The organism is Aureimonas sp. CAS (assembly GCF_059838215.1).
Genome location: NZ_CM187563.1, coordinates 180,547 through 201,586 on the forward strand (window position 1 = coordinate 180,547; position 21,040 = coordinate 201,586).

The following is a 21,040-nucleotide window of genomic DNA, read 5'->3' on the forward strand; positions in this document are numbered from 1 at the left end:
GCGAGCCCGTGCGTCGAAGCGAAGCTCGGCTAAGGCGTCTCCACGACGATCTGCAGCCTCGCCGCCGCCTGCACGAGATGGCGCTGCATGGCGGTGGCGGCGCCCGGCGCATCGCCCGCCGCCACCGCCTCGTGGATCGCCGCATGTTCGTCGATGGTGATCCTGACGATGTCCGTTCCCGTCGCCCGGGAGAAGGCGGTATCGATGGTCAGGCTGATCTTTTCGGCGACGAAGCCGAGGAAGATCGTGAAATACTCGTTCTGCGTCGCCGCCGCGAGCGCGCGATGGAAGGCGAGGTCTCCCTTCACGCCCCGATCCATCCAGTCCTTTGCATGGATCATGTCGTCGAGAGCCGCGCGCAGCTGGTCGAGGTCACGCTGCGTGCGATGCCGGGCGGCCAGCCGCGCCGCCTCGATCTCCAGCGGCAGTCGGAGCTGGAAGAAGCTTCGAAGGCTGGCGGGGTCGGCAAGGCTCGCCTGCTCGATGCGGATCGTCGCGCGCCTTTGAGGATCGGTGACGAACGCGCCGACGCCCTGCCGCGTCTCCACCACCCCCTCGTTGCGCAGTTTCGCGATCGCCTCGCGCACGACCGAACGGCTGACGCCGAAGGCGTTGGAGAGAACCTGCTCGGTCGGCAGCCTTTCGCCGGCTCCCAGACCCCGCTCGGCGATGGTGCGGACGATCTCCTTGGCGATGCGGGTCGGCAGATGAGCCGCGCGCGCGATCTGCCGAAAGCCCGTCCCCGCCGTTTCCGCTGGCCGCTCCGCCATGTCCGATTCCCTTTCGCCCGCAGACCGGTCGGCGGCCGGCCGTCCTTCCAGACCCATTCCTAGAGCGCCGTGCGTCCGATCGGTCGCACAAAGGTCGCTCCATCTCCCTGATTCTACGCGTCACACTTTCCGAAAATCGATTCTGACTTTCAGGCCGATGCTGTAGAGCGTTATCAGACAACCGTACAAGCTCGTCCGCGATTTGCGGCGAGACAGAGAGGGGGAGGGGTGAGCCATGCATGTCGCCGTGATCGGTGCCGCCGGAATGCTGGGGCGCAAGCTGACCGACCGGATCGTGCGCGAGGGCGCGCTCGGCTCGCGCACGGTCGAACGCCTGACGCTCGTCGATGCGGTGAGACCGGAGGAGCCGGCCGGGTTCCCGGGCGCCGTCGAGGCGAGACAGGCGGACATTGCGAGCCCGGAGGAGGCCTCGCGGCTGATCGCGGGACGGCCGGACGTGATCTTCCATCTGGCGGCGATCGTCTCGGCCGAGGCCGAGCTCGACTTCGAGAAGGGCTACCGCGTCAATCTCGACGGGACGCGCCATCTCTTCGACGCGGTCCGCCTCGCCTCGCAGGAAGACGGCTACCGGCCGCGCGTCGTCTACGCCTCGTCGATCGCGGTCTTCGGCGCGCCGCTGCCGCATCCCATTCCGGACGATTTCCATCAGACGCCGCTGACGAGCTACGGAACGCAGAAGGCGATCGGGGAACTGCTTCTGTCCGACTATTCGCGGCGCGGGTTCTTCGAGGGGATCGGCATCCGCCTGCCCACCGTCTGCATCCGTCCGGGGAAGCCGAACAAGGCGGCCTCGGGCTTCTTCTCCAGCATCCTGCGCGAGCCGCTGGTCGGACGGGAGGCGGTGCTGCCCGTGCCGGAGACCGTGCGCCACTGGCATGTCTCTCCCCGCTCGGCCGTCGGCTTTCTCGTGCATGCCGCCACGATCGATCCCGAACGGGTCGGCGCGCGCCGCAACCTGTCGATGCCGGGCCTTTCGGCGACGGTGGGCGAGCAGATCGAGGCCCTGCGCCGCATCGCCGGCGAGAAGGCCGTGTCGCTGATCCGGCGCGAGCCGGACGAGATGATCACCCGCATGTGCGAAGGCTGGGCGCCCGGCTTCGAGGCCAAGCGGGCTTTGGCGCTCGGCTTCACCGCAGAGACGAGCTTCGACGAGATCATCGCCGTGCACATCGAGGACGAGCTCCAGGGCGCCGGCTGAACGCGGAACATCGGTGGGCGGGGCAGGGCGGACGCTAGAACGCGCCCGTCCCGCTTCGACGCGGCACCGTCCTTCAGTCGCGCGCGGCGTCCGTTCTCGCGATGGCATGCCAGCGAACCGCACAGGCGAGGATCACGGCGTAGGCGAAGGTCTCCATCGTCTCTTCGATGGCCCGCGGCAGCCATTCGACGCCCCAGAGGGCGTGACGACCGTCGATCGCGTCCGCCGCGAGGAGGACGAGACCGGCAAGGGCCAGGGGCCAGACCGATCGGCTCGCCAGCCATTTCAGGATTTCGGGGGCGAACCGGAGGCCGCGAGGCGCGGCGAGGATCGCGAGAACGGCGACGACGATCGCTTCGTGCAGACGGAAGGCGCCGGACTGCAAATAGGTCGCGACCGGCTCGTCGCCGACCGGTTCCAGCTCCCGGAAGAAGAAGACGGCGGAAAGAACTGCGCCGGCCATGGATGCCAGACGGGGCGCGCCCATGGGCTGCCGCAGGGCGGCCGCGACCAGGAAGGCGGTGGTGAGGACCAGAAGCCATTCCTGCGCGGTCTCGAGCGGGCCCTCTTCCGCCGAACCGAACTCGATGCCGAAGGTCGCGAAGGCAAAGACCGCGATGAGGGCCGCGGCGAGAAGGCATGCCGCGATGTCGCGCAGGAACGCCGTGGGGAAATCGTACCGGTGCATATCGGCCTTTCGAGCCTCGTGACGTTCACCACGACATTCGAAAAGCGCAGCGAGACTTACGATTCCGCTTCTAGCGTCCGTCTTCCGTTCGATCCATGGTCCATTCGCGGCAGGCCGGGACTGTCTTGGAATCCGGAGCCTTCGGTAAACCTCGTGCGGTTCGCTCCATAGGTCGTCACGCGGGTGAAGACTCGGTCTACGGCCCGACGTCTGCGATTGTAACATTCGTCATCGTTCCGGGAGAGCGCATCGCTAAGGATCGTCTCCGCCGCGCTTGAGGAGGAGCGGCGGGCTGCTCTTCGCATTGATCGCGCCGGAGCCGCCAGCTCCCTTGGGTCTGTCTTGCATCATTTCGGCGGAGCCTTTCGGAAGCTCGCCGACGCCGAGCGTCTGAGGGGCACACCGTCCATTATCGGGAGGAACGACGTGATGAATTTCAATCCTGTTTCCCGCCTTGCGCTTTCCGCGGCGATCGTCGGGCTCGGCTCCGCCGCCCCGGTCGGCGCAGCGAACGCGCAGGCGTTGACCGTCTATTGCAGCGTCCTGGAGGATTGGTGCCAGTCCATGGCGAACGCCTTCACGCGCGAAACCGGCGTGCAGGTGAACATCACCCGCAAGGGCTCCGGCGAGACCTTCGCCCAGATCCGGGCCGAGGCCAGCAATCCGCGCGGCGACGTCTGGTGGGGCGGCACGGGCGATCCGCATCTGCAGGCCGCTCAGGAGGATCTGACCGAAGCCTACGAGTCCCCCATGCTGGCCGAACTCCAGCCTTGGGCAACGCAGCAGGCCGAGCAGTCGGAGTACAAGACGGTCGGGATCTACGCGGGCGCGCTGGGCTTCGTCTACAACACCGAGCTCCTGGCCGATGCCGGACTGGAGGCGCCGCGCTGCTGGGCCGACCTGATCAAGCCCGAGTTCGAGGGCGAGGTGCAGATGGCGAACCCGATGTCGTCGGGCACCGCCTATACGGCGCTCGCGACCCTCGTCCAGCTTTTGGGAGAGGACGAGGCCTTCGAGTATCTGGGCGCTCTGAACGCCAACATCAACGAGTACACGCGCTCCGGCTCGGCACCGGCCTCGGCCGCCGCGCGCGGCGAGACCATGGTCGGCGTCGTCTTCATCCATGACGGCGTGACGCAGGTCGTCGGCGGCTTCCCGGTCGAGGTGGCCGCGCCTTGCGAGGGCACGGGCTATGAGATCGGATCGATGTCGCTGATCAAGGACGGGCCGAACCCGGAGGCCGCGCGTCAATGGTACGACTGGGCGCTGACGGCGGCCGCGCAGGAGGTCGGCGCTGCGTCGCAGAGCTTCCAGGTGCCCTCCAACGTCAACGCCGCCATTCCCGAGGACGCGCCCGATCTCGAAGAGATCGAGCTCATCGAGTACGACTTCGTGAAGTACGGCGATACGGCCGAGCGCGACCGTCTGCTGGGCCGATGGGACTCCGAGATCGGCAGCCGCAACTGACCTGAGGAGGCAGGGGAGGGGAAAAGAGGCGGGAGGCCGGTTCGATGCATCGAAGCCATATCATCTGGCTGGCCGTCGGCTGGGCGGGCTACGCCCTCCTGCCCTGGTACGCCTACCCGCCTCGTGGCGGCACGGAGCTGTCCGTTCCGCTCTCGGCCCTGGCGCTCGGCCTGCTGGACGGACGGAGCTGGCTCCTCGTCCTTGCGCTGCCGCTGCTCCTGCCGCTTCTCGCCATCCGCGACGGACGCCGGGCGGGCGATCTCCTCGTCCTGTCCGGCGGCTTCGGCTTCGCCTATGTGCTGGCCCAGGGCTTTGCCTTGAACCACCGAGGCTGGGGGTTCTCGTTCTTCGAAAACCTCTTCGGGGCGACGGAGGCGACGCAGCCGGGCCTCGGCCTCGGCGCGCTCGTCACGCTCGCCGCGCTCCTCTTCCTTCTGACGGGCGGGCTCGCGGCCAAGGGGGCCATGAAGGGAGACCGCTTCACCACCGGCGCGATCGGGCTCGTCATCGCCTCGATCCTGATCTTCGTCTTCCTGCCGGTCTTCTACGTCCTCGCGGGCGCTGCGCAGGCGCCGGAGGGGCAGTCAGCGCTTCTCACCTTCATCCAGCGTCTGAGTTCCCCGGACATCTGGAGCCTCGGCTGCCTCGGGGGCGGCACGCGCTGCGGCGTTGCCTGGACGAGCCTTTTCCTCGCCGTTCTGACCGGCACGACGACGACGCTTCTCGGCCTCGCCTTCGCGCTCGTGGCGGTGCGCACCGGGTTCCGGTTCAAGCGCTCGCTCCGCCTCCTCACGGTCCTGCCGATCATCACGCCGCCCTTCGTCATCGGTCTCGCGCTGATCCTTCTGTTCGGGCGCAACGGCACGGTGACGCTGGCGCTGAACGACTGGTTCGATCTCGGCCTGTCGCGATGGATCTACGGCCTGCCGGGCATCCTCCTCGCGCAGACGCTGGCCTTCACGCCGATCTCCTTCCTCGTTATGATCGGCGTCGTGCAGGGCATCTCGCCCTCGATGGAGGAGGCCTCGCAAACGCTGCGGGCGAGCCGGTGGCACACGTTCAGGCGCGTGACGTGGCCGCTGCTGCGCCCCGGTCTCGCCAATGCCTTCCTCATCGGCTTCATCGAGAGCCTCGCCGATTTCGGCAATCCGCTGGTTCTCGGCGGCAATTACGAGGTGCTGTCGACGCGCATCTTCTATGCGGTGGTCGGTGCGCAGGTCGATCCGGGGCGCGCGGCCGCTCTCGCGGTTGTCCTTCTGGCGCTCTGCATCGGCGCCTTCTGGCTGCAGCGCTCCTGGCTCGGCAAGAAGTCCTACACGACGCTGGGGGGCAAGGGCGACTCCGGCGTTCCGGCAGAACTCCCCAAAGGCGTGCGCTGGCTGGTCTTCGGCACGGCCATTCCCTGGGCGACCTTCACCTTCGTTCTGTACGCGCTGATCCTCGTCGGCGGCTTCGTCGAGAACTGGGGCCGCAACAATGCGCTGACGCTGCGCCACTATCTGTCGGGCTTCTCCGTCGAGTGGACCGAGCACGGCATCCTCTGGTCGGGCCGGGCCTGGAACTCGTTCTTCACGACCATGCAGATCGCGACGATCTCGGCACCGCTGACGGCGGGGATCGGGCTCCTCACGGCCTATCTCCTCGTGCGTCAGCGCTTCGCGGGCAAGGGCGCCTTCGAATTCATGACGATGATGAGCTTCGCCATTCCCGGAACGGTGATCGGCGTCAGCTACATCCTCGCGTTCAACGCGCCGCCGATCGAGCTGACGGGAACCGCCGTCATCCTCGTCATCTGCTTCATCTTCCGCAACATGCCGGTCTCGATCCGGGCGGGCGTGGCCGCGATGAGCCAGATCGACAGGAGCCTCGACGAGTGCGCGCTGACGCTTCGCTCTTCCAGCGCGCGCACCGTGCGCCGGGTCATCGTGCCGCTGCTGCGGCCGGCGATCGTCGCCGCGCTCGTCTACTCGTTCGTCCGCGCGATCACGTCGGTCAGCGCGGTCGTCTTCCTCGTCTCAGCGCGGCACGATCTGGCGACCTCCTACATCGTCGGCCGTGTGGAGGCCGGCGATTTCGGCCTCGCGATCGCCTACTCCTCGGTGCTGATCGTCTTCATGGGCCTCGTCATCACCCTCATCCAGCTCGTTGTCGGCGAGCGCCGCCTCGGCCGCCGCGCCGGCAAGGCCGCGACGCGCGCCGCGCGCATCCAAGAGGTGCCAGCATGACCCGCCAGACCACGACCCCCGTCGTCCAGCACCCCGCCGAAGCCGGCGCGGTCGAGTTCCGGAACGTCACCCGACGGTTCGGCAGCGTCACGGCGGTGGACGACATCTCCTTCCGGATCGAACCGGGCACGCTGGTGACGCTGCTCGGACCTTCAGGCTGCGGCAAGACGACGACCCTGCGCATGATCGCGGGGTTGGAAGCCGCGAGCGAGGGGCAGATCCTGATCGGGGGGCGCGACGTGACGCTGCTGCCGGCGACGGACCGCAACGTCACGATGGTGTTTCAGAGCTACGCGCTCTTCCCCCATATGAGCGTGGCGGAGAATGTCGGCTTCGGACTGGAAACGGGGCCCCTGTCGAAGAAGGCGCGTCTTGCGAAGGCGGAGGAAGGGCTGGCGCTCGTCGGCCTCGCCGGCTTCGGCGACCGTCTGCCGAGCGAGCTCTCGGGCGGCCAGCAGCAGCGCGTGGCCGTGGCTCGGGCGCTCGTCTTGGAGCCCGAGGTGCTTCTCTTCGACGAGCCCCTCTCCAATCTCGACGCCAAGCTGCGCCGCCGCATGCGCGAGGACATCCGCGACCTGCAGCAGAAGCTCGGCCTGACCTCGGTCTACGTCACCCACGACCAGGAGGAGGCCCTCGCCGTCTCGGATCGCGTCATCCTGATGAACCGCTCGGTGATCGCGCAGGAGGGCACCCCGCGCGAGCTCTACGAACGCCCGCGGGATCGCTTCGTCGCCGACTTCATCGGCGCGGCCAACCTTGCCGAGGGCCGCATCGTGCGGCGCGACGGGGAGGCGGCGGAGGTCGAGGTCGGACCGGTGCGCCTGACCGTGCACGAACCGCGCGGGCTCTCCGACGAGGTGATGGTGGCGGTGCGTCCCGTTGCCATCCGGCTCGATCGGGAGCACACCGCCAACAGTCTGCCGGTGGAGGTGCGCAAGGCCACCTATCTCGGGTCCCATATGGAGTATGTCTTGGCGAGCGAGGTCGGAGAGCTCTTCGCTCTGGGCGAGCCCGCGGCGGCCCTTTCCCCGGGCGCCAGAGCCTTTGCGCGCCTGAACGAAAGCGGTGTCGCGCTCGTCGCCCGATAGGACGGCGCCGGCGCGTCGACAAGGCGCTTCGCGCGGGCTCGCGCGCGTCTTCAATCGGGGCGCGAGCGTTCACGGCCGCCTCATGGTCGTGCTCGCCATTCTGTCGGTGGTCCTCGTGGCGGCCGGCCTCCTCGGCTGGTTCGGGTTCGCGCGCACCGAACGCGTGCTTCAGCTCCAGCAGGAAGAGGCCCTGGCCGATCTGACGCGGATCATGACGCTGGCCGAACGCGGGACGAGCTTCGGCGCGCTCGCCGCGGTGTCCGTCCTGGCACGGGACCGGGCGGAACTCGCGAGCGCGAGCGACTCCCTGCACCGTCGTCTCGACGAACTGCGCGAGCTGACGGCGCAGCTTCCGCGCCTGGGACAGGCGAACCGGGCCGCGCCCACCGAGGTTCCGGCGATCGTGCGGCTGATCAACCGGCTGGACGGGATCACGAACGAGCTCGTCGCCGTCACAGCGCTTCGCCTGTCGTTCGACGAGGAACTGGCGGGGGCCGTCGCCGAAAGCGAAGCGGTGGCCGAGCGCCTCATCTCGACGCGTCTCCCGCCACAGGCGACGGTCTTCGGACAGGCGGCGATCGCGGCCGCCATGTCCGCCGCGACCGCGCGCGACGAGCCCGGTCTCCTGAGTGCCCAGGCCCGGTTCTCGGCCGCTCTCGGCGCCTTCCGCAGCAGCGCGACAGACGCGAGCGCCGATGTGCTCGGCGACGACATCGCCTCTCTGTCCACGATCTTCGAGCGCAAACGTGCGGACCTGAATGCCGCAGCCCGCACCCGCATCTTCGCCGCCGCGATTTCGGTCGGCTCGGGACAGCTGAACGATTTCGTCCGCTCCTTCGCGTCGCGCGTCAACGCGGCCGCCCTCGACCGCGGCAACACGACGCTCGGCATCCTCAATCTCGGACGCTGGGCGTTCTTCGCGCTCGGGCTGTGCTGCCTGGCGCTTGTCGTTCTGGCCGCATCACTTCTCATCCGCGACGTCGCGGCCAATCTTCGCGGCGCGACCGACGCTCTGACGCGCCTCGCTTCGGGCGATCAGAGCGCCGAAGCGCCGGGCCTCACCCGCAAGGACGAGATCGGCGACCTCGCGCGGGCCTTCTCGGTGTTCAAGGCACAGGCGTTGGAGCGCGAGCGACTTCTGGCGCGGCTCGATGACAACCATCGCCTTCTCGACGCCATCGTCCGCAACACCGACAGCGGCATCGCGCTGTTCGACGCAGGCAACCGGCTGCTGGCCTCCAATCCACGCTTCGTGGAGCTCAGCGGGCTGCCGCCGTCGCTGGTACAGGACGGGCTGCCTGCCACCGTGATCGTGGAGGCTTTCCTAGAGCGCGGCACGCTGTCGCGCACGCTGGAAGGGCGCGCGATCGCCGCCGAACGGCTCACCAAGGCGGCCGAGCGCGACAGCTTCTCGGCCGAACTCGCCCATCCCGACGGCCGTACGGTGGAGGTGCGCGGTGTGCGCACGCCGGACGGCTGGCTCGTCGTCACCCTCTCCGACCTGACCGAGCGGCGGACGCTGGAGGAGCGGTTGCGGCAGGCCCAGCGGCTGGAGGCGATGGGCCGCCTGACCGGGGGCATCGCGCACGACTTCAACAATCTTCTGGCGGCCATCACGCTCAACCTTCAACTGGTCGAGGGCGACCCGGGGCTGACGGTCGCGACACGCGCGCGGGTTCTGCGCGCAATCGACGCCGCGGAAGGCGGCGCAGCCATGACGGACCGGCTGCTCGCCTTCGCCAGCCGTCAGCCTCTGCTTCCCGAGCCGGTCGAAACCGGCTCGCGTCTGCGGGAGGTCGCCGCCCTTCTCGAGGCGGGACTCGATCCGTCGATCGACGTTCGGGTCGAGGCCGACGACCCGGCCTGGGCGAGCGTGGACGCGGCTCAGTTCGACAATGCCCTCGTCAACCTTCTCTACAATGCGCGCGACGCCCTGGCCGGAGGGAAGGGGACATTCGTCGTTCTGTCGGCCTCGGCGGTACAGGACGGCGTCCGCATTGAGGTTCGCGACGATGGGCCCGGCATGACATCGGACGTCTTGGCGCGGATCTTCGAGCCGTTCTTCACGACGAAACCGTTCGGTCGCGGCAGCGGACTCGGTCTGTCGATGGTCTACGGTTTCGTCCAGCAGTCGGGCGGCACGATCGAGGTGAAGTCCTCGCCAGACGGAGGCACAGCTTTCATTCTCACGCTTCCAGCCGCCGATCCACCGGCCGCCGACGACCGACCGGCCTCCGGGACGTTTCGAGTACCTGCGGGACAAGGCGGCCGCGTTCTCCTCGTGGACGACGATCCGCGCGTCCTCGCGGCCACCGCCGACATGCTGGACGGCATGGGATACGAGGTCGTTCCGGCAGGGTCCATGGACGCCGCGGAATCGGCGCTGGCCAACGGGCGCTTCGGAATCCTCCTGACGGACATCGTCCTGGGTCCCGGTGGAGACGGTCGGGAACTGGCGGCCAGGGCACGGCGCGCCGACCGGCACATCCTCGTCCTCCTGACGACAGGCTACGAAGGCGCAGAGACGGTCGATCCGGAATGGCCGGTTCTCCGAAAGCCGTTTCGCGCCGAAGCGCTTCGCGCAGCGCTGGCTTCGATCACGAGCGCGTCGTCCTGAACTTGGCGCGCCTCTTTTCGCGTCCGGAGGCCGCTCGGGACGTCTCGTCGAGGCTGATCGAGCAGTCTGGTGCAGGGCGGCTAACGAGGCTCGGTCGCCCCGACGATGTCCTGACTCCCGATCGCAGTGACGCCCGGTGTGAAGAGATAGCCGCGCCCGCGCTCGGTGCGGATGAACTGCGGCTGGGACGGATTGGGCTCGACCTTGCGGCGCAGGCGAAGAACGAGGACGTCGATGGTTCGATCGAAGACATCTTCGTTCGCGCCCGGCAAGAGGTCGAGCAGGCGCTCGCGACTGAGAAGACGGCCCGAATGGTTGAGGAAGGCGTTCAGAAGATCGAACTCCGCGACGGTGAGCGAGACGTTGCTCCCGTTCTCGTCGAGAAGACGGCGGCGGTCGAGATCGACCTTCCGCCCCGCGAAGGCATAGCCTCGCCGGATCTCCGGCGCGGGAGGGGTCGCTGCAGGCTCACCCGACGTGCGACGGAGCACTGCCCGCACCCGTGCCAGCAGCTCCTCCATGTCGAATGGCTTGACGACGTAGTCGTCCGCGCCCGTCTCAAACCCCTCGATCCGGTCCGCCCGCCCACCGCGCCCCGTCAGCATGATGATCGGCGTACGGGAGCGTCTTCGAACCTCGACGGCAACGGTCAGGCCGTCCTCGTCCGGGAGGGCGAGATCGAGAAGGATCAGGCCATGCGGGATGCCGGCCGAAACCGCCTCCACCAGCGAACGGGCATCCGGGTACAGAAGCGGGCGGAAGCCGGCCGATCGCAGGCCGTCCGCGAGCGTTTCCCGCAGGGTGCGGTCGTCGTCGACGACCGCGATGGATGTTGCGTCTTCCAGCGTCATGCCTCCCGGCCGCTCCTCCGGCCGACATCCCCTCGTTTCATCACAGCCACGGCCGAAAGGCCAGAATGCCCGCGATCCGAAAGCTCCGCATGACGCAAGCCGCCCGTTCCGCTCCTTTCCGTCTCGCGCTTCTGGCTGATCCGCATTATCACGCCGTGGACGCCGACTTCGGCTTCGATGGCATCGATTGGCGAGGCGTGAGGCGTGCCGCTGTTCGGACGCTGGCGGATAGCGGGGCCTCGACCCGCATCTACAACGAAAGCTTCTTCGCACTGCCCTCGGCCCTGGATCAGGTCGTTGCCGAAGGCATTCGTCACGTCGTCATCGCCGGCGACCTGACCGACGACGGACAGGCGGCCACGATGGCGGCGGCCTGCGCGCTTCTGTCCGACTACGAGGCGCGGCATGGGCTGCGCTTCTACCTGACGCCCGGCAACCACGATTTCTTCGGCATGCACGGGCGCGACCACACCAAGCGCTTCCTTGCGGCAGGCGGCGCCGCCGTCTCCGTCGGCAGCGGCGCCGAGGCGGACATTCAAAGCGCCGCCATGGCCTGCGAGGGATATCCCGCCGCACTCCGCAAATGGAGCCGCTTCGGCCTCGGTCCGCGTGAGGACGACCTTCTCTGGGAGACGCCGTTCGGCGGGAGCGGCGCAGCATCGGACCGCGTCTTCGAGATGCGTTCGCCGGACGGCGCGATCCGCCATCGCCAGATCGACGCGTCTTATCTCGTGGAGCCGGAAGACGGGCTTTGGATTCTCTCCCTCGACGCCAACGTCTTCGCGCCCCGCGACGGACGCCCCGACCAGCGCGCGCCCGACGCCGTTTCAGACTCCACCGATGCGGGGTGGAACGCGATGGTGGAGCACAAGGGTTTCGTTCTCGACTGGATCGCCGACGTCGTCCGCCGCGCGAAGGCCGGCGGCAAGGCGCTTCTGACCTTCTCGCACTATCCGATGATCGACCCCTTGCGCGGAACGCTTCGAGAGGAACGCGAACTCTTTGGCGACACGTCCATGGGACGGCGCACGCCCATGCCCCACGTAGCCGAGCGCCTCGCGGGCACCGGGCTCTCCCATCACTTCAGCGGGCACCTGCACGTCGAGGCTGTCTCCCGGGTACGGTCCGGCGACCATGACCTCACGAACTTCGCCTTGCCCTCGCTCGTCGCCTTCCCGGGCGGCTGGAAGAGCGTCGCCCTCTCGAGCCAGGAAATGACGTTCGCCTACCGCGAGGTCGAGCCGAAGGATTTCGATGCCTTCTTCGATCTGTACCGCGCGTCGGACCCCGCGGCGCCGATCCTCGGAGCGCAGAGCTACGGCGCTTTCCTTTCCGAGCATGTGCGGGAAATGGCGGTCCGGCGCTATCTGCCGCAGGAGTGGCCGCAGGACCTCGTGGCCGCCTTCGCCAGCTCGACGGTGCGTGATCTCATACAGGACCGCAGCGGTCTGCCGAGCGAGCTTCTCGACCGCTCCTTCGTCGACCTCGTGGCCGACTTCTACCGGTTCCGCAACGGTCACCGCGCGGCGGTGGAACGGATGCCTGCCGAGAGGCTCGCCGGCTACCATCGGCTTGCGGAACGGCTCTCGGACGGAGGTGCGGCGTCGGGCGAGCATCGCGATCGCCTCGTTCTCTTCGGCCGGATGCTGCGCGCCTATCTCCACGGCGACGAGGCTGGCTGAGGTCTCAGCGCTCGCCGTCGAGGGGCTTCAGACGCGATTCCCCGAGCGCTCCGAGATCGTCGAGAATGGGGTAGGCGACCGAGATCAGATGCGCGTTGACGCGCTTGAGGTCGCGCAGGACGTCGAGATGCATGCCGGAGGTCTCGATCGTCTCGGTGCGCTGGGCGCGCAACCGCTCCAGATGCCGTTCCGCCGAATTCGTCTCCAGCCGGCGCACGTCCACCTTGGCGTGGACGAGCTGGCGCGCGAGGTCCGCGTCGCGCGTCAGAAACACGCTCTGGGCAGTCTGCAGGATGTCGAGCGTGCGGTGGTAGAAGCTCGTGATCTCGGCGAGCCCTTCCGCCGAGAAGCTGAGACTGCGTCGCGCCTTCTTGGCCGCGAGATCGACGAGGCCGGAATCGATGATGTCGCCGACATGCTCGAGGTTGACCGCATAGGACATCACCTCGCCCGCCCGCTTCACATCGTCTTCGTCCAGTCCTTCGCGCCCGAGCGCGGCAAGGTAGGACTTGATGGCGCCGTAGAGCGTGTCGATGTCCCGCTCGATCGCGACGAGGCGGTCCCGGTCCGCCGGGTCGTTTCCCTGGAGTGCGCGCAGGCTGCCGGACAAAAGCTCGTTGACGAGATCGCCGAGGCGCAGGGTTTCGCGCGCCGCCAGAGAGATGGCGATCGCGGGCGTCGAGAGAGCCGTATCGTCGAGATATTGCGGGCCGAACCGCTGCGCTGTCGAGGAGGGCACAAGGCGCTCCGCACCCCGCGTGACGGGCCCGAGGATCGGCAGAAACAGAAGAAGCAGCACTGCGGAAAAAGCGAAGTGCGATGCGAGAGCCATCTGCGCGGTGTCCGGCCAGATGCCCGAAAGAAGCGGCGCGAGCCAGGGCGCAAGGACGGTGACGACCACGGCGCCGAGCGCGCGAATGCCGAGATTGGTCGCCGCGATCCGCCGCGCCTCCGCCCCTTCCGCGAGCACCGCGATGTAAGGGGGCACCGCGCCGCCGAGATTGGCGCCGGCCACGAGGACGAGCGCGGTGAGGGGTGAGACGACCCCGCTGCCCGCCAGCAGCGCGACGAAGAGGACCACCGCGAGGCTCGACGAGGCGAGAAAGGCGAGGATCGCGCCGAAGAGCAGGCCGAGGACCGGCGCTTCCCCGAGACTCGACAGGGCGGAGATGACGGCCGCGGAGGCGCGGATCGGCTCCGTCGCCTGGCCGAGCAGGTCGAGCGCCAGAAGCATCAGGCCGAGGCCGAGAAGCGCGCGGCCGATCCCCTTTCCGTTCGCCTGCCGCGCTCGCGAGAAGATGGCGACGCCGAGCAGGATCATGAGCGGCGAGAGCCAGTGGATGTCGAGCGAAAGGAGCGCTGCCGCGATCGCGGTACCGACATTGGCGCCGAGCATGACCGCCTGCGCCATCACGCCAGAAATCAGGGCACGGGCGGCAAAGGAGGAGGTGATGACGGCGGTCGCCGTGCTGGACTGGACGGCGACCGTCGCCACCGCGCCGACGAGGGCGGCGAGGGCGCGGTTCGACGTGCCGCGCGCGATCGAGCTTCGGAGCGAGGCTCCGAAGGCGCGCAGCATGCCCGTCTTGATGAGCCGCAGCCCCCAAAGAAGGAGGGCGGCCCCGCCCAGAAGGTCGATGAGGACGAGGTTGGCGTTGATCGCCGGCTCCTTGAGGGACGTTCGACATCAGCTGTCTCGCCAGAGACTTTAGAGTGGCCTTGCATAGGTGTGCAACGCCGTTTCGTTTGGTCGTAACCGCCGGCCGTTGGACTTTGCGGACAGAGTTTCCGCCGTGCTATGATCGCGGAGTGGCTGGGAAGCCTGCATCCTTGTGCAGGCGTTCGTTAAGCGAGCCGATCCGGAAACGATGAGCAGAGCCGAACGCCCGTCGCGATCCTTCGTCAGCGCCCAGGACGTGGCGCGCGCCGCAGGCGTTTCGCGCTCGGCCGTCTCGCGAACCTTCACAGACGGGGCGAGTGTCTCGCCGAAGACCCGTCGGAAGGTTCTCGCGGCCGCCGAAGCGCTCGGCTACCATGTGAACCATCTGGCTCGCGGTTTGACCCGGGATGCGAGCAATATCGTCTCGCTCGTGGTCACCGATGTCGGGACGCCCTACCAGTCGCAGCTGCTCGATGCCCTGACGCGCCGTCTTCAGGCGGCGGGAAAGGTCTCGATGGTCATCAACACCTCGGGGGATGCCGAGCGCGTGGAAGCGGCGCTGCGCCAGACGCTTCAATACCGCGCGGACGCGACCGTGGTTCTCTCGGGGCAGCCGGCGGCGTCGCTGATCGCGACCTGCCTCGCCAATGGCCAGCACGTCATTCTCCTCAATCGCGACCATCCCGAACCGGGGCCGGAAACGCTCGAGGTCACCAGCCGCCGCGCCGCGACGGAAGCCTTCCACATGCTTGAGAGGGCCGGTTGTAAGCGCTTGCTCGTCGCGGCCTCGGACATCGGCAGCCCGAGCATCCGGGCGCGGGAGGAAGCCTTCGTCGCGGCAGCGGCCGAGGGCGGCATGAGCGTCGAGGTGCGGCGCTTCGGGCCGTCCGTCCACCAGTCCGGCGCCGAGATCGCGCGACGCGCCTTCAGCGGGCGCGAGCGGCCGGACGGCGTCTTCTGCGCGACCGACCTCATCGCCTGCGGTTTCATGGACGTCGCGCGCCACGAGTTCGGCCTGCGTATCCCCGAAGAGCTCTGTGTGGTCGGGTTCGACGACATCGAGCAAGCCGGCTGGCCATCCTACGCGTTGACGACGTTCCGCCAGCCGATCGAGGAGATCGCCAGCCATATCGTCTCGCGGCTGGATGGCGGGCTCCTCGACGAGGAAGCCCCCGCCAAGACGACCTTCTATGTGGAACCCGTCTGGCGCAGGACGGTGCGTCCGCGCTCGGCCGCCTGACGCTTCAAGGCGATCCCGGTCGCCGCGCTCATACGATCGGCCATGCCCGGACAGGTCGCCAGGACCGGACCGCCGCCGTCGAGGCCTCCGTCCGACAGGAAGTCGCAGACCCGCCCGCCCGCTTCCTCGACGAGAAGGAGGCCCGCCAGGCAGTCCCATGGCTGCATGTGCAACTCGCCGTAAGCATCCGAACGTCCGTCCGCGACATAGGCGAGTCCGAGCGCTCCGGTCGCGGCCCGCCGCACGTTCGCGCCGCCGTCCGAAATCTTTCGCAGAACATCGAAGTAGACATCGTTCGCGACGCGGGTGGACCAGCCGAGTTCGACGCAGGCCGCCGACGCTTCACTGGTCCGGGAGACGGCGATCGGCTTGCCGTTGAGCGTCGCACCGCCGCCTCTTCTCGCCAGATACAGCTCGTCATGCGACGGATCGTAGATCGCACCGATCTCGATGATTCCGTGGGACACGAAGGCGATCGAGATGCAGTAATGCGGAATGCGTCGGGCGAAATTGGCGGTGCCGTCGATCGGATCGACGACCCAAAGCTCGTCCGCGAGCGTGCCGCCGCCTTCCTCGCCGAGAAAGCCGTCCTCGGGAAAATCGGCCGCGATGCGCGCGCGAAGGTGGTTTTCCACCTGCGCGTCGGTTTCCGTCAGGAAGTCCTGCGGCCCCTTCATGCGCAGGAGAACAGGATCGTCGAACGCGGCTCGCGCGATGGCTCCGGCCTCGCGGATCATCTGCGAGAGCCGGGTCGCGCGCAGATCGAGGTCAGAGGCAGGCGCTTCGCGCTCGATGCGGCCGAGGGTGGTGACGTTCATCCTGTAAGCTTTCTTCGAGGATTTCCGGGGCTCTCAGCGGCTTTGACGGATGCGCCAGGAGTCCCCGCCAGTCCTGCCGCCGATCGAAGTCGTCGATCACGGTGGTCGTATGGAAGCGCATCATCTCGTCCAGATGGTCGTCGACCCCGAAGACCAGAACGCGCGAATCGCAGCCTCCCGATGGAACACTCATTCATCACGCGGCCCCTTGTCCATCGAAATTGCACAGATGTGCAAACCGATCTTCGATGTCCGAACGCTGCCTGCGGGTTCATCGGACAAGGTCACGGCACCCGAGTTCCCCAACTGCGAACCGTTTCCGCGAAGATGATACTGCATGGGTGTGCATCGCGCGGCGGCGTTCCGTTGTCGCTGGCCCTGGCGCATTCTCGTTCACTTGCAGGCAACGGGCGTTGAGGGCAATTCGGTAGTGGCCTGGAAGGTCGCCCGTTAGCGTCGATCCGGTTCACTGGAGTTCAGGCCGATGATGTCGCTTCGCTCGATCACCCTTGCCGCTATGGTGGCCACGAGTCCGCTTCCTGCGTTCGGAAGCGAAGACTATCCAATCCGTCCGGTGACGATCGTCGTGCCGTGGTCCGCAGGCGGCGCCGTCGATATCGTCGCGCGCCTCTTCCAGTCCGGTCTCGAGCAGTCGCTCGGCCAGCCTGTCATCATCGAAAATCGGCCGGGGGCGACGGGGACGATCGGCCATGCCAGCGTCGCGCGCGCCGAGCCGAACGGCTATACGATCACCCTTGCGACGAACAGCACCTACGCGATCGCCGGCAATTTCCTCCCGTCGCTTCCCTACGACCACGAGGCCGACTTCGCGCCGATCGCAATGCTGGCGGCCAGCCCGCTTCTCCTGGCCTCCACGCCCGGAAACGACCTCTCCAGCGTGGCAGACGTGATCGCGGTTGCGGGCGCCGAGCCCGGGCGTTTGGCCTTCGCCTCCGGCGGGATCGGAACCACGAGCCATCTGGCGATGGAGCTCTTCATGGCGCTGGCCGGGATCGACATGGTGCACGTTCCGTACCAGGGCGGTGCACCCGCGGCGACCGCCGTCGCCGGAGGCGAGGTCGACATCGCGTTCCTCGATCTCGGCGCTTCGCTCCAGTTCATCGAGGGCGGTCAGCTGGACGCCGTTGCCGTCGGCAGTCCGGAGCGCTCGTCCAAGCTGCCGGATGTCCCGACGATCATGGAATCCGGGCTAGAAGGTTTTCGCTCGACCACGACCTTCGCGCTCTACGCGCCCGCGGCAACCCCTCAACCCGTCATCGACCGGTTGCACGAGGCGGTCGCCACTGCCGCGCAGCAGGATTCCGTGCGCGAAGGTCTCCAGAAGATCGGTGTCGTGATCGATGTCTCGACGCCCGAGGAGTTGCGTCAGAGCGCGATGGACGAGACGCGGCAATGGCGTGAACTGATCGCCGAGCGCGGTATCGAGGACAATTGAGCGTGGCGAACGTGCAGGCCGCTCCGGCCGGTCGCATCGCCGTCGTCGGAGCCGGACCGGTGGGCTGCGCGACGCTGGCCCATCTCTCCGCACGAGGGCATGCCGCCGCTCTCTACTCACCGACCGCCGGACGGCTCAACAGATCCTCCGGCATGGTTTCCTTCAGAAGCGAGGGGGCGGTCGAAGCCTCGGTCGAGGCGGAGTTCGTCGTCACGCCCAACGATCTGGGAGGCTTCGACACGCTCTTCGTATGCCTGCCTGCGACCGCCTTCGTGCGTGTTCTCGGTCCGCTCGGCGGCGTCTGGCGGGACGGTCAGCGGATCATCGTCAGCGGAGCTCTTTCGCTCTCGCCTCTATGGATCGAGAACGCCGCGAAACGGAACGGGGCAGCAGTAGACGTCGCGGGCTGGGGAACGACCTTGACGACCGCTCACTTCGTCGAGAATGCGAAGGTCCATGTGAACCCGATCCGGGCGCGCATCGATATCGCAGCCCTCGGCGAGACGTCGGAACAGGTGGTCGCACTCTGTCGGGGTCTGTTCGGGACGGCCTTCGTCCGGTCCGACAATCTTCTCGGCCCGCTGTTCGCGAACATCAATCCGATCGCCCATGCCGCGGAAGTCCTGCCCAACGTCACCCGAATGGACAAGGGAGAGGAGTGGGCGCTCTTCGGCAACTTCACCGAGGCGGTCGGACGACTGGCCGAAGCGCTGGATGCGGAAAGGCGTTCGGTGGCTCAGGCCTTCGGGTTCGACCTACCCAGCCTTCGTCAGCATTACGCCCGCTCGTATGGGGTGCCGGAAGGGGCGCTCGATCAGATGGCCGGCGCCATCGAGGCGAAGGGAATGGGACCCAAGGGGCCTTCAACGCTGTGGCACCGCTACGTTCTGGAGGACGCGCCCTACGGCCTCGCCGTCCTCGAGCGGCTGGGCCGGATGACCGGAACGCCGACGCCGATCCTCACCGGCGCGATCGACATCCTCCAGGCCTGTTATGGCCGCGACTTTCGAGCCGGCAACGACCTCGCAGAGGGGATCGGGCTTCATGATCTCGACGCAGCCTCGCTGTACACGCGCTGCGCGGCCGACCGGATGGCCGAGACGCCGGTGTATCGCGCGTCGGTCAGCCGATAGACGAGGACGATCGGAAGCGCAGGAGGCGCCGGTGTGACCGGCAGGCTGACGAGGCGTCCGCTCTCGATCAGCTCTTGAGCCGCATGGTCGGAAACGACCGTGAGGCCAAGGCCTTCGGCGGCCAGACGCAGGTTCGTCGCCGCATTCAGGCTTTCGTATCGCGGCACGATGGGTGAAAGCTTGGCCGTTCGCGCGAGATCCTCGATCATGCGACGGGCGTTCGTCGGGCGCGGCGGGAGGATCCAGTCGACCGAGCGGAGGTCATCGAGGGAAATGCCTCCCTTCTCACGGGGCAATCGCAAGGCCGGGTGCTCCGGTCTGCCGACGATGAGCCAGCGGTCGAGGCCGACGGGCTCGAGCGCGTAGCCGTCCGGCTTCAGATCGCCGAGCTCCGAAGGGGAGTCCATCGTGACGAGAATGTCGACGTCGCCACTGTCGAAGCGCTTCGTCATATCCGCCAGACGCCCTTCGACGATGCGGGTGGACGGCCGGTGCTGGGGCGCGAGCGCCGCGAGAAGCTTCGGAACCCAGCTCCAGGCGATGAAGGGCGGCGCCCCGATGACGAGGGTCCCGCCTGAGCCCTGACGGGCGGTCGAGAGCTCATCGGAGAGAAGCGCGATCTCCGCGAGCAGAAGCCGGGCTCGCTGGATGACGAGGTCGCCTGCGAACGTCGTGGCGAGCCCGCGCGGGAGGCGGCGGAAAATGGGCGTACCGAACAGCTCTTCCGCCTCGTGCAGGCTCTTGCTGACGGCGGAGGTCGTCATGTTCAGTCGCTGCGCGGCCGCTCGCATGTTCCCCGTGTCGCCGAGAGTGCTGATGATCTGAAGCTGGCGCAGGCGGAGAGACGCGATCAAACGCGTGACCGAGTTCGATTCTCTCGCCTTATCGCTGGACACCTCGGCAAGCCTCCCCCGGTCCGAAGAGCGACACTTACGATCGTGGCTGAATGATCGTCAAAGGGGGCGACGAGACGTGCGCAGCCAGATGCGGAACGACGAACGGCTCGTCCGTTCCAGACATCTTCGCCCTTTCCGCCCGCTTCGAAACGGCCGACCGCCGGCCGGCTCAAGTGAGCGGGTGTGTATCATGAGGGGCCCGCCGACGGTCTGCCTGAAGGGCCTCTCCAACTAGGAGATCATGAAGCCGGCATCGACCGGATCGTTGCGATTGATCGTCCAGCGCGCCGTTCCGATCAGGCCGCTGGCTTCCTTTCGCCACGTCAACCGCGTGCTGCAGCCAGCCGACCGAGGTGCGATTCAGGGCGTCGGCCGATCGCCCCGGCGATGAAGAGGCCCGCCTGCGTGATCTTCTCCAGATCGATGCCGGTCTCGATGCCCATTCCATCCAGCATGTAGACGAGGTCCTCGGTCGCGACGTTGCCGGTCGCGCCCTTGGCGTAAGGGCAGCCGCCGAGGCCGCCGACGGCCGAATCCACGACCGCGACGCCGAGTTCGAGGCAGGCGAGGATGTTGGCGAGGGCCTGCCCGTAGGTGTCGTGAAAATGGAGAGCGAGGCTTTCCACCGGCACGTGTTCGGCCACGGCCTCCACCATGGCGACGGCCGCACGCGGTGTGCCGGTGCCGATCGTGTCGCCGAGCGAGATTTCGTAGCAGCCAAGGGCGGAGAGCCGGTTCGCCACGTGGGCGACCGCCCCCGGCGCCACCGCTCCCTCGTAGGGGCAGCCCAGAACGCAGGACACGTAGCCGCGCACGCGAATGCCGAGATCGAGGGCGCGCGCCGTCACCGGTTCGAAGCGTTCCAGGCTCTCCTCGATGGTGCAGTTGATGTTGGTGCGGGAGAACGATTCCGAGGCCGCGGCAAAAACGGCGATCTCGCGTGCGCCGGCCTCCACCGCCGCCTCCAGACCCTTCATGTTGGGAACGAGGACGGGGTAGTCGATGCCATTCTGCTTCGGCACGGCCGCGAGGATTTCGGCGCTGTCGGCCATCTGCGGCACCCAGCGGGGCGAGACGAAGCTGCCGGCTTCGATCGTTCGGCAGCCGGCTTCCAGAAGACGATCGATGAGAGCGAGCTTCACCGCCGTCGGGATCGCGACCTTTTCGTTCTGCAGCCCGTCGCGCGGGCCCACTTCGACGATCCGCACGGCATTCGGCAGTGTCATTTCG

The 21,040-nt window shown here is 67.7% G+C and carries 17 protein-coding genes; 10 read left to right on the top strand and 7 right to left on the bottom strand.

Annotated features, from left to right (window positions below; all coding sequences use genetic code 11):
• Positions 1 to 29: 29 nt before the first annotated feature.
• Entirely contained in the window at positions 30 to 770 is a 741-nt protein-coding gene (locus AC6R2M_RS00905) for a FadR/GntR family transcriptional regulator (protein WP_500484587.1), read from the bottom strand.
• A gap of 235 nt (positions 771 to 1,005) precedes the next feature.
• On the opposite strand from AC6R2M_RS00905, the gene denD reads away from it, so the two are divergent.
• The gene (denD, locus tag AC6R2M_RS00910) at positions 1,006 to 1,989 is read left to right on the top strand and encodes a D-erythronate dehydrogenase (protein WP_500484589.1); all 984 of its coding nucleotides are present in this window, start codon (positions 1,006 to 1,008) and stop codon (positions 1,987 to 1,989) included.
• 73 nt (positions 1,990 to 2,062) lie between these two features.
• On the opposite strand, the gene AC6R2M_RS00915 is transcribed toward denD, so the two are convergent.
• On the bottom strand, positions 2,063 to 2,677 hold the full coding sequence (locus AC6R2M_RS00915) for a hypothetical protein (protein WP_500484591.1): 615 nt from the start codon (positions 2,675 to 2,677) through the stop codon (positions 2,063 to 2,065).
• A gap of 429 nt (positions 2,678 to 3,106) precedes the next feature.
• Between AC6R2M_RS00915 and AC6R2M_RS00920 the strand changes: the two genes are divergently transcribed.
• The 4 genes from AC6R2M_RS00920 (at position 3,107) to AC6R2M_RS00935 (ending at position 10,074) form a co-directional block, all read left to right on the top strand.
• The gene (locus AC6R2M_RS00920) at positions 3,107 to 4,144 is read left to right on the top strand and encodes an ABC transporter substrate-binding protein (RefSeq protein ID WP_500484593.1); all 1,038 of its coding nucleotides are present in this window, start codon (positions 3,107 to 3,109) and stop codon (positions 4,142 to 4,144) included.
• Between the two features lie 44 nt (positions 4,145 to 4,188).
• Positions 4,189 to 6,369 (top strand): ABC transporter permease, encoded by a 2,181-nt coding sequence (locus AC6R2M_RS00925; protein ID WP_500484595.1) that lies wholly within the window; start codon positions 4,189 to 4,191, stop codon positions 6,367 to 6,369.
• The gene (locus AC6R2M_RS00930; protein WP_500484597.1) at positions 6,366 to 7,457 is read left to right on the top strand and encodes an ABC transporter ATP-binding protein; all 1,092 of its coding nucleotides are present in this window, start codon (positions 6,366 to 6,368) and stop codon (positions 7,455 to 7,457) included. The genes AC6R2M_RS00925 and AC6R2M_RS00930 overlap by 4 nt, the downstream gene beginning before the upstream one ends.
• A gap of 82 nt (positions 7,458 to 7,539) precedes the next feature.
• Positions 7,540 to 10,074 (top strand): ATP-binding protein, encoded by a 2,535-nt coding sequence (locus tag AC6R2M_RS00935; protein ID WP_500484599.1) that lies wholly within the window; start codon positions 7,540 to 7,542, stop codon positions 10,072 to 10,074.
• Positions 10,075 to 10,154: 80 nt separating this feature from the next.
• Here the strand turns inward: AC6R2M_RS00935 and AC6R2M_RS00940 are convergent, their stop codons facing one another.
• Complete coding sequence (locus tag AC6R2M_RS00940; RefSeq protein WP_500484601.1) at positions 10,155 to 10,925, bottom strand: response regulator transcription factor; 771 nt, start codon at positions 10,923 to 10,925, stop codon at positions 10,155 to 10,157.
• 65 nt (positions 10,926 to 10,990) lie between these two features.
• On the opposite strand from AC6R2M_RS00940, the gene AC6R2M_RS00945 reads away from it, so the two are divergent.
• Positions 10,991 to 12,607, top strand: coding sequence for a metallophosphoesterase (locus AC6R2M_RS00945; RefSeq protein WP_500484603.1), 1,617 nt, complete (start codon positions 10,991 to 10,993; stop codon positions 12,605 to 12,607).
• A gap of 4 nt (positions 12,608 to 12,611) precedes the next feature.
• Here AC6R2M_RS00945 and AC6R2M_RS00950 read toward each other — a convergent pair whose 3' ends face one another.
• Positions 12,612 to 14,267, bottom strand: a complete 1,656-nt coding sequence (locus AC6R2M_RS00950; protein WP_500487437.1) for a Na/Pi cotransporter family protein — start codon at positions 14,265 to 14,267, stop codon at positions 12,612 to 12,614.
• Positions 14,268 to 14,475: 208 nt separating this feature from the next.
• Between AC6R2M_RS00950 and AC6R2M_RS00955 the strand changes: the two genes are divergently transcribed.
• Entirely contained in the window at positions 14,476 to 15,507 is a 1,032-nt protein-coding gene (locus tag AC6R2M_RS00955; RefSeq protein WP_500484605.1) for a LacI family DNA-binding transcriptional regulator, read from the top strand.
• Here the strand turns inward: AC6R2M_RS00955 and AC6R2M_RS00960 are convergent.
• Positions 15,456 to 16,325, bottom strand: a complete 870-nt coding sequence (locus tag AC6R2M_RS00960; protein WP_500484607.1) for an inositol monophosphatase family protein — start codon at positions 16,323 to 16,325, stop codon at positions 15,456 to 15,458. The genes AC6R2M_RS00955 and AC6R2M_RS00960 overlap by 52 nt on opposite strands.
• Before the next feature lie 49 nt (positions 16,326 to 16,374).
• Here AC6R2M_RS00960 and AC6R2M_RS00965 point away from each other — a divergent pair, with 49 nt between their 5' ends.
• From AC6R2M_RS00965 to AC6R2M_RS00975, 3 genes are all read left to right on the top strand, one after another.
• Complete coding sequence (locus AC6R2M_RS00965; protein WP_500484609.1) at positions 16,375 to 16,656, top strand: hypothetical protein; 282 nt, start codon at positions 16,375 to 16,377, stop codon at positions 16,654 to 16,656.
• A gap of 255 nt (positions 16,657 to 16,911) precedes the next feature.
• A complete protein-coding gene (locus AC6R2M_RS00970) occupies positions 16,912 to 17,781 on the top strand; it encodes a Bug family tripartite tricarboxylate transporter substrate binding protein (protein WP_500484611.1) in 870 nt (289 codons plus the stop codon).
• 2 nt (positions 17,782 to 17,783) lie between these two features.
• The gene (locus tag AC6R2M_RS00975; protein WP_500484613.1) at positions 17,784 to 18,914 is read left to right on the top strand and encodes an NAD/NADP octopine/nopaline dehydrogenase family protein; all 1,131 of its coding nucleotides are present in this window, start codon (positions 17,784 to 17,786) and stop codon (positions 18,912 to 18,914) included.
• On the opposite strand, the gene AC6R2M_RS00980 is transcribed toward AC6R2M_RS00975, so the two are convergent.
• Together AC6R2M_RS00980 and AC6R2M_RS00985 are read right to left on the bottom strand one after the other, a co-directional pair.
• Positions 18,824 to 19,810, bottom strand: a complete 987-nt coding sequence (locus AC6R2M_RS00980; RefSeq protein ID WP_500484615.1) for a LysR family transcriptional regulator — start codon at positions 19,808 to 19,810, stop codon at positions 18,824 to 18,826. The genes AC6R2M_RS00975 and AC6R2M_RS00980 overlap by 91 nt on opposite strands.
• A 323-nt stretch (positions 19,811 to 20,133) precedes the next feature.
• Positions 20,134 to 21,036, bottom strand: coding sequence for a hydroxymethylglutaryl-CoA lyase (locus AC6R2M_RS00985; RefSeq protein ID WP_500484617.1), 903 nt, complete (start codon positions 21,034 to 21,036; stop codon positions 20,134 to 20,136).
• Between the last annotated feature and the right edge of the window lie 4 nt (positions 21,037 to 21,040).

Coding starts and splice junctions, on each gene's coding strand:
- denD (WP_500484589.1), top strand. CDS start 1,006: ATGCATGTCGCCGTGATCGGTGCCGCCGGAATGCTGGGGCGCAAGCTG.
- AC6R2M_RS00965 (WP_500484609.1), top strand. CDS start 16,375: ATGCGCCAGGAGTCCCCGCCAGTCCTGCCGCCGATCGAAGTCGTCGAT.
- AC6R2M_RS00930 (WP_500484597.1), top strand. CDS start 6,366: ATGACCCGCCAGACCACGACCCCCGTCGTCCAGCACCCCGCCGAAGCC.
- AC6R2M_RS00935 (WP_500484599.1), top strand. CDS start 7,540: ATGGTCGTGCTCGCCATTCTGTCGGTGGTCCTCGTGGCGGCCGGCCTC.
- AC6R2M_RS00925 (WP_500484595.1), top strand. CDS start 4,189: ATGCATCGAAGCCATATCATCTGGCTGGCCGTCGGCTGGGCGGGCTAC.
- AC6R2M_RS00945 (WP_500484603.1), top strand. CDS start 10,991: ATGCCCGCGATCCGAAAGCTCCGCATGACGCAAGCCGCCCGTTCCGCT.
- AC6R2M_RS00955 (WP_500484605.1), top strand. CDS start 14,476: ATGAGCAGAGCCGAACGCCCGTCGCGATCCTTCGTCAGCGCCCAGGAC.
- AC6R2M_RS00940 (WP_500484601.1), bottom strand. CDS start 10,925: ATGACGCTGGAAGACGCAACATCCATCGCGGTCGTCGACGACGACCGC.
- AC6R2M_RS00915 (WP_500484591.1), bottom strand. CDS start 2,677: ATGCACCGGTACGATTTCCCCACGGCGTTCCTGCGCGACATCGCGGCA.
- AC6R2M_RS00905 (WP_500484587.1), bottom strand. CDS start 770: ATGGCGGAGCGGCCAGCGGAAACGGCGGGGACGGGCTTTCGGCAGATC.
- AC6R2M_RS00985 (WP_500484617.1), bottom strand. CDS start 21,036: ATGACACTGCCGAATGCCGTGCGGATCGTCGAAGTGGGCCCGCGCGAC.
- AC6R2M_RS00920 (WP_500484593.1), top strand. CDS start 3,107: ATGAATTTCAATCCTGTTTCCCGCCTTGCGCTTTCCGCGGCGATCGTC.
- AC6R2M_RS00960 (WP_500484607.1), bottom strand. CDS start 16,325: ATGAACGTCACCACCCTCGGCCGCATCGAGCGCGAAGCGCCTGCCTCT.